We start from the raw sequence: 12,613 nt of genomic DNA, 5'->3' as shown, positions 1-12,613 counted from the left end.
AACCCAAAATTACGGAGTGTTTTTATATGTCTAAAACAGGTATTATTTGCACAATGGGACCTTCAACAAGGTCAATAAAAATTTTAAAAAGTATGGCCGATTCCGGCATGACGGTTGTTCGTTTAAATTTTTCTCACGGGACATTTGAACAATACGAAAAAGATATTGCATTGGTTAGAAAATTAAATAAACAATACAATAAAAAAGTAAAAATTTTGGGTGATTTGGAAGGCCACAGAATAAGGGTAGGAAAACTAAAAGGTTCAAAACCGGTTGCATTGAAAAAAGGACAAAAATTAACTTTAACATTGGAACCGATTATCGGTAATTCCAATACCGTATCAATTGATTATTCCGGTCCGATAACCGATTTCAAGAAAGGGCTTGCAATATTTATTGATGACGGTAATTTAAAGTTGACTGTTAAATCCGTTTCAAAAAGTTTTATAGTTACGGAAGTTGAAATGGATTATTTATTGAAGGAACATAAAGGTGTAAATATACCGGATGCCAAACTTCATTTTCCAGAAATTGAAGAACATGATATGAAACATATTGAATTTGCAATAAAACATAAACTTGATTACATTGCAAATTCTTTTGTAAGAAATAAGGCAGATATGGTTGCTTTACAAAAAACCGTGCAGCAAAAACATCCTAACTGTAAATTGGTTGCAAAAATAGAAGACAGAGAGGGTATTGAAAATATTATTTCAATTATAGAAGCATGTGACGGTGTTATGGTTGCAAGGGGCGACCTTGGAATATCAATACCTTTATGGACGGTTCCCATTGTTCAAAAATATTTGATAAAAAAATGCAGGTCATGAGATAAATTCGTAATTACGGCAACTCAAATGCTTGAAAGTATGGTGGAATCACCTACACCTACAAGAGCGGAAGTAAGTGATGTTGCAAATGCAATAATTGACGGAAGTAATTTTGTTATGTTGTCTGCCGAAACTGCGGTAGGTAAATATCCGGATAAAGCCGTTGCAATGATGGGTAACATAATAAAATTTACCGAAAAAAACAGTTATCGTCTGTAAACAATGAAAAAACAAGATTTTATAAATCTTTTAAAACAAAAAGTTTTAATACTTGATGGTGCTACCGGAACCGAACTTCAAAAGTTCGGTTTTGTTAATGATGTGTCAACTCCGGAAGAACTTAATATAAAATTTCCGGAAAGAATAAAGCAGATTTATGCTTCATATATTGATGCCGGCTCGGATATTATTTTTTCAAATACTTTCGGTGCAAACAAAATAAAACTTTCACAATATAACCTTGAAGATAAAATAGAAGATATTATAAATGCAGGTGTTTTACTTGCAAAGCAGGAAGCAAAAAGAACAGGTGCTTTTGTTGCAGGTGATATTTCTTCGGTAGGTTCTTATATTCAGCCGTTAGGTTCCGTTTCTTTTGACTTGGCTTATGATGCTTTTAAACAGCAGGCGGAAATTTTAAGAGACAGTGCCGTTGATTTGATTGTTATAGAAACAATGACCGAAATTAAGGAACTTAAAGCGGCAGTGCTTGCTGCCCGTGATGTTTATGACGGACCGATTATTGTTCAAATGTCTTTTACCGAGGAAGGAACTACGGTTACCGGAACCGACATTTTAAGTTTTGTTGCTATGGCGGAAAGTCTTGATGTTACGGCACTCGGAATGAATTGTTCAGTCGGACCTTCACAACTTTTAAAATTTGCAAAAACATTATCCGAAAATACAAACTTGCCGATATCGTTCAAACCTAATGCCGGAATGCCTCAATTTATAAACAGAAAAACGGTATATCCCGGAACACCGGAAGAATTTGTTGAAGTTTGCCTTAAAGCATATCAATACGGTATAAATATGTTCGGCGGTTGTTGCGGAACAAATCCTCAATACATAAAATTATTATCCGAAAATTTAAAAAATAAAAAACCTGTTGAAAGGAAAAAAGTTTCTCATCATTTATTATCTTCAAGAACAAAAGCAATAAATTTGAATTTATTAAAAAAACCGGTAAAAATAGGGGAAAGGATAAACCCGACGGGTAGAAAAAATTTTCAGGAAGAACTGTCTAAAAATATTTTTGCATTAGTTAAGTCCGAAGCAAGAAATCAAAGCAAAAACGGAGCAGATATACTTGATGTAAATATGGGGCTTCCCGGCGGTGATGAAACAAATTTACTTATAACCGCAGTCAATGAAATACAGGAAATTGTTCAGCTGCCTTTGTCAATAGATTCAAGTTCATATAAAGCAATAGAAGCCGCTTGCAAACATTGTGCGGGTAAGCCGCTGATAAATTCCGTAAACGGCGAAGAAGAAAAACTTAAATTGATTTTGCCTATAGTAAAAAGATACGGTGCAAGTGTAATTGCATTGACGGTTGACGAAAAAGGTATTCCCAAGACAGCGCAAGAAAGACTTCAAATTGCCGAAAAAATTCTAAAATTTGCGAATAAATATAATATAAATAAAAATGAAATAATTTTTGATTATTTAACATTGTCTGCAAGTTCCTCACCGGAACAGGCACAAGAAACGTTAAAAGCCGTTACAAAGTCAAAACAGCTTTATCCGGAAAACAAAATACTTCTCGGTGTATCAAATATTTCTTTCGGATTACCTGCAAGGCAGATTTTAAACTCCACATTTTTTAAAATGGCACAAGAAGCAGGGCTTGATATTGCAATATGTAATCCGGGGCTTGATTGGACCATTGATGATGAATATGCACGAAATTTGTTAAATAACAAAGATGCCAATGCAAAAGAATATGTTAAAAAATATTCCGCATTTCAAAAACAACAGGTTAAAAATATAAAAGAACTTTCAACGGAAGAAAAGCTTTTCAATGCAATTTTAAACGGTGATAAAGATTATATTGTTGATTTTACCGACGAACTTTTAAAACAAAATGTAACTCCGTTAACAATATCAAATGATTTGATTTTAAAAGCATTAAATATTGTCGGTGAAAAGTTCAATTCAAAAGAGTATTTTTTACCGCAGGTTATAATGTCTGCCGAAACGGCACAAAAAGCATTTGCTTATTTAAAACCGAAATTAAAAAAGGAAAAAAATTCCGTTGCAGGTAAAGTTGTTATGGCTACGGTTAAAGGCGATGTTCACGATATAGGTAAGAATATAGTATGTGCCGTTCTTGAAAGTTTCGGATTTGAAGTTTACGATTTGGGCAAAAATGTCGACGAGCAAACAATAATTGATAAAGCAATGGAATATAATGCGGATATTATCGGACTTTCCGCTCTTATGACAACTACAATGACAGAAATGGAAAAAGTTATTAAGTTAAAACAAAAAATGAATTTAAAAACAAAAATTATTGTCGGCGGAGCTCCGGTTACAAAAAGTTTTGCGGATAGCATAAATGCTGACGGATATGCACAGGATGCCATAAACTGTGCAAAAATTGCAAAACAATTTTTTGATAACGGACGGTAAAAATATTATGAAAGAATATAATGTAATTGTTATAGGTGCGGGAAATGCAGGATGTGAAGCTGCACTTGCGCCTGCAAGACTCGGGTTAAAAACCTTATTAATTACACAAAATATAGATTTAATAGCAAATATGCCGTGCAATCCCGCAATAGGAGGTATAGCAAAAGGACAAATCGTCAGAGAAATAGATGCCTTAGGCGGTGAAATGGGTTGGATAACCGATATGGCAGGTATCCAATTTAAAATGCTTAATAAATCAAGAGGTCCTGCAGTTTGGTCTCCGCGAGCACAGTGTGATAAAAAATTATATTCTACATTTATGCAAAATTCCGTAATATCGCAAAAAAATTTGGATCTTTTACAAGCTACGGTTATAAAGCTTATAATAAAAAACGGTAAGGTTACGGGTGTTGTAACTAATTTGGACGAAACAATACGGGCGCAAGCGGTTATAATTACTACAGGTACATTTTTAAACGGAAAAATTTTTATAGGGAAAACCGTTTTTAACGGTGGAAGATTTAGTGAAACTTCTTCAACTGATTTGTCTGAATCTTTAAAACAGGATTGTGGGCTTGAAATATCAAGATTTACAACATGTACTCCGCCGAGAATTAACGGAAATACCGTGGATTATACTAAAATGGTTGAACAACCCGGAGATAATCCTCCTATACCTTTTTCTCATTTTACAAACATAAAATTGTGGCAACAAACAAAAAAGCAAGTTTCGTGTCATTTAGTGTATTCCAACGAAACAACACATAAAATAATAAAAGAAAATATAAAAGAATCTTCTTTATATAACGGGCTTGCAAATGCTCACGGACCGAGATATTGTCCTTCAATAGAAGATAAAATAGTCAGGTTTCCCGAAAGAACAAGACATCAATTATTTTTGGAACCCGAAAGTTTAAGTACAAATGAAATTTATATAAACGGTTTGTTTACGGGTTTAGGGGAAAACGTTCAGGAACGATTATTGCATTCAATTGAAGGTTTGGAAAATGTTAAAATAATAAGATACGGTTATGCAATTGAATATGATTATATTCAGCCGACACAAATAAAACATACACTTGAAACAAAAAATATAGAAAATCTTTATCTTGCGGGACAAATTAACGGAACAACCGGTTATGAGGAAGCTGCCGGTCAGGGAATAATTGCAGGAATAAATGCCGCTTTGAAAATATTTCAAAAACAACCTCTTATACTTAACAGACAGGAAGCATATATAGGTATTCTTATAGATGATTTGGTAACTAAAGGTGTTGATGAACCTTACAGAATGTTTACATCAAGAGCAGAAAACAGGTTAAGCATAAGAACGGATAATGCCGATTTAAGACTTCTTGAATTGGCTCATCAAATAGGGTTAATTTCGGACGCTATGTATAAAAAATTTACATTGTATAGGCAAACATTAGTTGATTTATATGAAGAAAAAAATATTGAAATTCCTACGGACGAAGAACTTGTACCTTGGACACGTGAAAAAATAAAAGAAGAACTTGAAATAACAAAAAAATATGAAGGTTATATTCATATACAACAACAGACGGCAAAAAAAATAGCCAAATATGGGAATAAACAAATTCCGAAAGATTTTGATTATAATTCTGTTTCTACGTTATCTTCGGAAACAAAAGAAAAATTAATAAAAGTTCAGCCGTTAACTTTGGGACAGGCAAACAGAATTCCCGGTATAAAACCGAGTGATATAGTATTTTTAAATATAGCTATTGAGAGATATAAGAAAATTGAAAAAATATTGATATAAAGTTATATTGTATGTAATATCTTTATTGAAAAACAGTAAAATGATAAATTTTTAATTTATGAAATATTTATAAATTTTTTTAATAATAAAAAAATTATGCAAAGAGGAAGTTCAATCAATATTGAAAAATACATATACAATTTTGTCTTGTAATCCTTCAAAAAATCAAACAATCCGTTTATTTGAAAAAAATGTTTTTTAGAAGTTAAATTTAGTGCCAACATTGGAATCAATACTTTTATTAAAACTTTTCTTTTTTCGTTTTCATAACTTTTTTTTGATATCAAACCTTTATTGAGATAATATTGATATATTTGCAAAAATTTTTGACCATGAACATTAAAAGCATCAACTTTTCCTTCTTTTTTTATTTTAAAAGGATTATAGAAGTTTTTAATATAAACTTTTGCTTTTTTATGGGTAAGTAATATTGATAATGTCCAGTCTACTTGCATAAATTGGTTATATAAAAATCTATCTTTATTTTTTATTTCTTCAAAATGCTGTCTCCAACAACCAAAATTTGCAATCCAAGTAGTAGCTGTTGATATGGTATTAATGAAATCGTTTATATCATTAAAATAAAATTCTTTTAAAGATTCATTTAATCTAAATAATTTAGATATATTTTTAGATATTTGATTATGTATTAAAGTTTGAAAAAATATAGGAGTTTTTGTTTCTAAATTTTCTTTTATTTTATCTAATATTATTTTTAATGTTCCATTATTAAAACCAACTATGTCATTGTTTAATTTTAAAAATTCACCCGTACCTAAAGATAATGCTTCTATAAAATTTCTATCGGCAAAATCAGTAGGTTGTTTTCTTTTAAAGTAATGAATATTTTTATACTTGTCGGTTAGTTCTTTTATAATTTCAGAAGTATCATCGGTTGAACAATTATCGGAAATAACAATTTCAATATCTTGTTCGTTAAATCCGTCACTTTTTATAATAGAATTAATCGTTTCTATTAAGTATTTTGAGCGGTTATAAGTTGGAATACATATTGATAATAAAGGATTTTGTTTCATGTTTTTTTTATAAAATCAAATGTTTCTTTTATTAACAATTGTTCATTACCTGTAAACATTGTTTCAGTTATATTATAGTTATTGAACATTGTTTTTAATGAACTATAATGTAATATCCATTGTGAACAGCTCAAATTATTATAAGTTTTTATTTCTTTGTTTGACATAAATAAATATATTTGATAGTTATCGGAAGGATAAATAATGAACATTTTTTTTGAAACCGATAAGGCAAAAATATCCATAAGACCTGAACGAAAACCAATAACACACTTGCAGTTTTCTGCTATTGCGCAAGTATTTAATATTGAATCAAATATAAGATTATATTCTTTATAAGAATTTTTATCTTTTGTATTTATTAATATATTATATCCTTTTTCTGTTAATATATTTGCCAATTTTTTCCAAAAAGATGGAGATAATATTTTATAATTTAAAGAATTTGCTTCAGGAGATAATAAAACAGTGTTAGGTTTTATATTATATTTATTTCTAATATTTAAAATTAAATTATTATCTAATTTTATTTTTGTCGGTTGAATATCTTTTGGTAAACCCAAAAGGTATCGGTGACTATCAACCATGTTCTCGGGGGAAAAATTTGAATCTAAATATTTCTCAAATATTGGAAAAATGTTACCTTTACTAATAGATTTAATATCTTGTTTTTTAATGGCATAGTAGGCATAGATTGGCAATACTTCATCAACACCCTTAAATAGTTTAGCAATTTCATACATCCTATTATTTACTAACAAAAGATTTTGCCCATGGTATTTTTTATAAAATTCATTCATCAATGAAACAGTAATAACAGTTTCTCCTAAGTTAGAAGCAGGTGCTATAATAAAATAATTTTTATAATACCTGTTTATTAAATTCTTTACTTTTAAATATTCAAACGGGAAAGATAACCTTTTTTTCCAGCTTTCTATTCTAAAAATATTTATTAATTTCATAATGATTTTGATATTGAAAAATTGATTTGCAATTTTTCATTTCTGTTTTTATTTATTGCAAATGCTGTTTTTAATCCGGACGTTTTTTTATCATTTATTAAAATTCTTTCGCCCATAGGAGCATTATAAATTATATGACTGTATCTTATTTTGTTTTTATTTAAAAAGTTTTCTAAATTTTTTTTAAAAGAAATATCTCTTGATGTTATGAAAATAATCATATCTTCTTTTTTTATTTTTTTAAAAAGCTGTTTTACGCCAGGTAATAAAATATCTTGCCCTCTTTTATAACCGTTGTGTATAACAATTGTTCCATCAATATCAAATATCCAAGTTTTAGCAAGAGAAGAAAAGACTAATTTATTTTGTTTCATTTAGATAATCCCGAAGGTATAATAAACCATTGTAAAATGCACCACAGATCGAATCATAATCTTCCCAAGTATAAGTAGTCAACGATAACCAAATTAATGCATGCAATAACTTTATTTTTTTTCTTTTTTCTTCTATATTTGAATTGTCTGTTTGAGAAATTAAATTGAAAAAATAATTTTCACAATCTTTCCAATTATTTGACATTATTGCCAATTCTATAGATTTGCTGCCTATATTAAGAGAAAAATTTTTTCTGTTAAATTGATCATAATCACCGACTATTGAATAATATAATTTTGCCCAATCATAATCTTTATCACCGTAAAATTTAGTTGATCCGAAATATCCTCTTGGATCAATCAAAATTGGTTCTACTCCTTCGGTTTTTAAAATAATATTTGAAAAAGTACAATCGCCATGTATAAAATTAAATTGCTTTGGAAAATATTGTTTTATATTTTTTATAATACTATCTTTAATATAAAATATATTTTTGCATTTTATATTGTTTATTGTTATATATTCATCCTTTGCAAAAGGAACTAAATTTTGTATTTTGGATAATCTTTCAAATGTTTTTTCTACATAAACTTTGTAGCAGTCTTTTTTTATCTGTTGTTTTGTGAATACAATCGAATTGTATTGTATATTATGTAAATTGTTAATAGCGTTGATTATTTTTTCCAAAATAGCTTTTTTGTAACTGTGTGTTAGAAAAGAATAAAAATAAATATTTTCACCTTGAATCTTTTCCATAGTAAGCGGTAAAAAATTATAAATTTGAGGTATATCTTTAAAATTAAATTTACAAATTTTTTTATACCAAGCAATTTCATCTAATGCCAATTTTTCACCCTGTTTATCTACAGAAGTTTTTATCACTCTGTTTTTGAAAAATTCTATTTTATTAAAAGGTCTGGTTTTAGGTTTGTTTAATTCATTTTGAAAATATGAAAGAATTGTTCCTATTTCTTTTACTCCATATAAATCAAAAGTTTTAAATCTTATATTTTTATTCGATAAATATTGAACAAATTCTCCTTCAATTGGAACATCTTCTATAAAACTTTTATTTTTAAATAAGAATAATCCGGCTACACCGTTTTGCTTTGATGAAACTTTTACAAACTTATTGTTTTTATAAGACCATCTGCATTCAAATTTTTTTGAAATACCTATGTAATTGTTTTTTTTATCTGCAGTAATAGTTGTTTTATTGCTTAATATTAAATCACACCATATTAGCATAAAAGGTTCTTTATTCGGAATAAATTTCAGTGCTTGTTTTATTCCGGAACAAGTTCCTATATTATTCGTTTCTATAAAATTATATTTAACAACTGCAAAAGTTTTAAGATATTTTTTTAAGATTTCTTTTTTATAGTCTGCAATTATTGTAAATTGAGCATCAGGATATTTTTTGAATAAATGAAATATCATTGGTAAATTGTCAACAGGAACTAAACATTTAGGTCTGTTTTTTGTTAATAATTCCAATCTTGAACCTTTTCCGCCTGCTTGAATTATAATGTTTTTCATGTTAATGATACTTCATTTTTTAATTTATAAAATTTTTTCAAAATTATCAAAAATATTTTTTAAATTATCCGGTTTTTTGCCGCCGCCTTGTGCAAACTCGGGTTTGCCGCCGCCGGAACCTTCAAGTTCTGCCGCAATTTTTTTTGCAATTTTGCCTGAATTGTAACCTTTTTCCGTTAAATCTTTACTTACGGATACAACAAACGAAACTTTATCAGTAAATTTTGAAGCAATTGCAATTATTGATGACGGCATTTTAACTCTTATTTGGTCTGAAATTTGTCTTAAAGATTTAATATCAATATTTTCAAGCACAAGTGAAATAATATTTATACCGTTTACAATTTTTGCCGTTTTTAAATAGTCGTCTATTTTATCTGACATAATTTTATCTTTTAACGAAGAAATTTCGTTTTCATAATTTTTTATTGAGGTAAGTAATTTTTTTACAGCGGTTACCAATGAAGTTTTTGATACTTTTAATTCGGATGAAATAGTATCAATATTTTTTTCGATGACATTAATATATTCTTCACAAGCCGTTCCGCAAACCGCTTCAATTCTTCTTATTCCGCTACCCACGGAGCTTTCGGAAACAATTTTAAACATACCTATATCACCGGTTCTGTTTATATGTGTGCCGCCGCATAATTCCATTGAAAAATATTTAGTTTCGTCTTCCATAACTTTTACCGTTCTAACGACATCTCCGTATTTTTCACCGAATAATGCCATAGCACCTTGTTTTCTTGCTTGTTCTATGGGCATCTCCGTAATCAAAACAGGTAAATTTTGTCTTATAACTTCATTCACTTGTTTTTCTATGTTTTTAAGTTCTTCTTTTGTTAAAGCTTTGAAATGATTGAAGTCAAATCTTAAATTTTCCGGACAAACCAAAGATCCTGCCTGTGCAACATGATTACCGAGTATGGTTCTTAAAGTTTTTTGCAGTAAATGTGTTGCTGTATGATGCCTTGCTGTTTGTTTTCTGTTTTGTGTATTTATTGATGCAGTTAAAACGTCGCCCGTATTTAGTGTTCCTCTAACTATTGTAACTTTATGAATAAATAAACTTCCGATAGGTTTTACAACATCGGTAACATCTATGTTTGTGTTCTCGTTAAACATTGTTCCGGTATCGGCAACCTGTCCGCCGGATTCCGCATAAAACGGAGTATTTGATAAAACAATTTCACCTTTATCTTTTTCCGAAAGAGTATCGACAATTTTTCCGCCTTTAATTAATGCAAGCACTTTTACGTTTGATGAATTTTGAACATATCCCTCAAATTTTGTATCACCGAATTGTTTATGAACAACGGAATAAAAAGTTATATCCTGTTCACCGGAACCGGACCATGCCGACCTCGATTTTTCCTGAGCGGATTTTTTTTCGGCTTCAAAACCTTTTTCGTCAATTGTTAAACCCTGTTCTGCTGCAATTTCTTTTGTCAATTCGCAAGGAAATCCGTAAGTATCGTATAATTTAAAAACATCCGTTCCTTTTATTACAGATCCGTTTTTTGATTTGTATTGCGAAATTAACCCGTTTAAAAGTTCCGTACCGGTATTTAATGTCTCAAGAAACTTTTCTTCTTCTACTTTTGTCATTGATTTTATGTTTTCAAGCCGTGCGGTAAGTTCCGGATATGCCGGTTTCATTATGGAATGAACGGTATCTACAAGTTTATATAAAAAGGGTTCATTCATTCCGAAAACTTTTCCCTGACGGACCGCTCTTCTTAAAATTCTTCTTAAAACATATCCTCTTCCTTCATTGGAAGGATGAATACCGTCGGAAATTAAAAATGTTATTGCCCTTGCATGGTCTGCAATCATTCTGAGTTTTGGAATATTATTTTCAAAAGAAACTTTTAAAATGTCTGCTGCATTGTTCATTAAAGGTAAAAATAAATCCGTATCAAAAACATTGTTTTTACCGTTGGCTGCGGCAACTATTCTTTCAAGCCCCATACCCGTATCTATATTTTTTCTTCCGAGCGGTTTTAAAGAACCGTCTTCCTGTCTGTCAAATTGTGTAAAAACAAGATTCCAAATTTCAAGGTATCTGTTACAGTCGCACCACGGTCCGCATGTAGGTTTATGGCAACCCATATCTTCGCCTAAGTCTATTAATATTTCCGAACACGGTCCGCAAGGACCGGTAGGTCCCATAGTCCAAAAATTTGTTTCATCTCCCATTTTTATTATTTTCGATTCCGGAACTATTTTTGCCCACATTTTACCTGCTTCATCATCATCTTTATATATTGTTACATATAATTTGTCTTTGGGAAGTTCCATATAATTTGTAAGAAAGTCCCATGCCCATTCAATTGCTTCCCGTTTAAAGTAATCTCCGAATGAAAAATTACCTAACATTTCAAAAAAAGTTAAATGTCTGTTGGTTACACCTACCTGGTCTATATCTGATGTTCTGAAACATTTTTGGGAAGAAGTTGCCCGTGTAAAAGTATCTTTGCTTTGCCCTAAAAAATGTTTTTTAAATTGAACCATTCCCGCTGAAGTAAATAACAAACTTTTGTCACCCGAAGGAACAAGTGAATCCGACTGAATAATTTTGCAACCTTTTTCATTAAAAAAGTTTAAAAAAGTTTTTCTGATATTTGATGATTGTTTATTCATAATGTAGAAATTTTATCAAAAAACGGCTCTTTTAGCAAATTTAAAAATATTGTAAAATATACGGCAAAATTTCAATTTGTAAATTTTAATTGTTTATTATATTTTTCGCTTTATAAAAAATATTAGTCGGACATTAGTAAAAGGATTTTAAAATGAAAGAAATTATAGAAATTATTAAAAAAATTGCGGAAGAAACGGAAAGTGAAGTATTTGTTGTAGGCGGATATATAAGAAATTATTTATTAAAAAAACAATCCGATGATTTGGATATAACGGTGTCGAAAAATGCCGACATATTTGCAAAAAAACTTGCTTTGATATTAAAAGGTAAATATATAGTATTGGATTTGAAAAATAAAAATTACAGAGTTGCATTAATAAATAATCCCGTATTGAAATATATTGATGTTTCATTGATGACCGGAAAAACAATTCAACAGGATTTAATTAATAGAGATTTTACAATAAATTCTTTGGCCGTTGATATAAACGGGTTCGGTAATATAAGGAAAAATTTAATAGATGTTTCCGGCGGATACAAGGATTTAAAAAATAAAATAATAAATCTTTCTTCAAAAAATTCTTTAATAACTGACCCTATAAGAATGTTAAGAGCATTTAGATTTGCAAGCGAATTGAATTTTAGTATTTCCAAAAATACACTTTCTCAAATTAAGAAAAATGCAGCTAAAATTAAGTTGTCGGTTTGCGAAATGAGAAAAAACGAGTTTTTTCGTATATTGAATAATAAAAAATCAATAAAGTACATAACATTGATGGATGATTATAAATTACTTGAAAATATGT

At 29.6% G+C, this 12,613-nt stretch carries 7 protein-coding genes and 2 pseudogenes; 4 read left to right on the top strand and 5 right to left on the bottom strand.

The window, feature by feature from the left end; translation table 11 throughout:
• Nucleotides 1–26: 26 nt before the first annotated feature.
• The 3 genes and pseudogenes from pyk (at nucleotide 27) to mnmG (ending at nucleotide 5,247) form a co-directional block, all read left to right on the top strand.
• Nucleotides 27–1,049: pseudogene (gene pyk, locus ACMUOV_RS04620) on the top strand (pyruvate kinase).
• Nucleotides 1,050–1,052: 3 nt separating this feature from the next.
• A complete protein-coding gene (locus ACMUOV_RS04615; protein ID WP_413853939.1) occupies nucleotides 1,053–3,464 on the top strand; it encodes a homocysteine S-methyltransferase family protein in 2,412 nt (803 codons plus the stop codon).
• On the top strand, nucleotides 3,424–5,247 hold the full coding sequence (mnmG, locus tag ACMUOV_RS04610; RefSeq protein ID WP_413853938.1) for a tRNA uridine-5-carboxymethylaminomethyl(34) synthesis enzyme MnmG: 1,824 nt from the start codon (nucleotides 3,424–3,426) through the stop codon (nucleotides 5,245–5,247). The genes ACMUOV_RS04615 and mnmG overlap by 41 nt, the downstream gene beginning before the upstream one ends.
• 56 nt (nucleotides 5,248–5,303) lie before the next feature.
• Here the strand turns inward: mnmG and ACMUOV_RS04605 are convergent, their stop codons facing one another.
• Genes ACMUOV_RS04605 through alaS form a run of 5 tightly spaced genes read right to left on the bottom strand, consistent with a single transcriptional unit; the run spans nucleotide 5,304 to nucleotide 11,806 of the window.
• Nucleotides 5,304–6,284: a glycosyltransferase family 2 protein gene (locus ACMUOV_RS04605; RefSeq protein ID WP_413853937.1), complete on the bottom strand. Its 981-nt coding sequence runs from the start codon at nucleotides 6,282–6,284 to the stop codon at nucleotides 5,304–5,306.
• A complete protein-coding gene (locus ACMUOV_RS04600) occupies nucleotides 6,281–7,246 on the bottom strand; it encodes a hypothetical protein (RefSeq protein WP_413853936.1) in 966 nt (321 codons plus the stop codon). Before ACMUOV_RS04600 ends, ACMUOV_RS04605 begins: the two co-directional genes overlap by 4 nt.
• Entirely contained in the window at nucleotides 7,243–7,620 is a 378-nt protein-coding gene (locus tag ACMUOV_RS04595; protein ID WP_413853935.1) for a hypothetical protein, read from the bottom strand. Before ACMUOV_RS04595 ends, ACMUOV_RS04600 begins: the two co-directional genes overlap by 4 nt.
• A complete protein-coding gene (locus ACMUOV_RS04590; protein WP_413853934.1) occupies nucleotides 7,607–9,160 on the bottom strand; it encodes an NTP transferase domain-containing protein in 1,554 nt (517 codons plus the stop codon). Before ACMUOV_RS04590 ends, ACMUOV_RS04595 begins: the two co-directional genes overlap by 14 nt.
• Before the next feature lie 24 nt (nucleotides 9,161–9,184).
• Nucleotides 9,185–11,806 carry an alanine--tRNA ligase gene (gene alaS, locus ACMUOV_RS04585; protein ID WP_413853933.1) on the bottom strand — a complete coding sequence of 874 codons (2,622 nt, stop codon included), beginning with the start codon at nucleotides 11,804–11,806 and terminating at the stop codon, nucleotides 9,185–9,187.
• Between the two features lie 152 nt (nucleotides 11,807–11,958).
• Here alaS and ACMUOV_RS04580 point away from each other — a divergent pair.
• Nucleotides 11,959–12,613 (top strand): annotated as a pseudogene (locus tag ACMUOV_RS04580) (hypothetical protein); the annotation flags it as partial.

Source organism: Candidatus Ruminimicrobium bovinum (assembly GCF_902760015.1).
Classification (GTDB): domain Bacteria; phylum Elusimicrobiota; class Endomicrobiia; order Endomicrobiales; family Endomicrobiaceae; genus Ruminimicrobium; species Ruminimicrobium bovinum.
The sequence above is the reverse complement of the archived record's forward strand: the minus strand, read 5'-3'. Positions and strand labels throughout refer to the sequence as shown.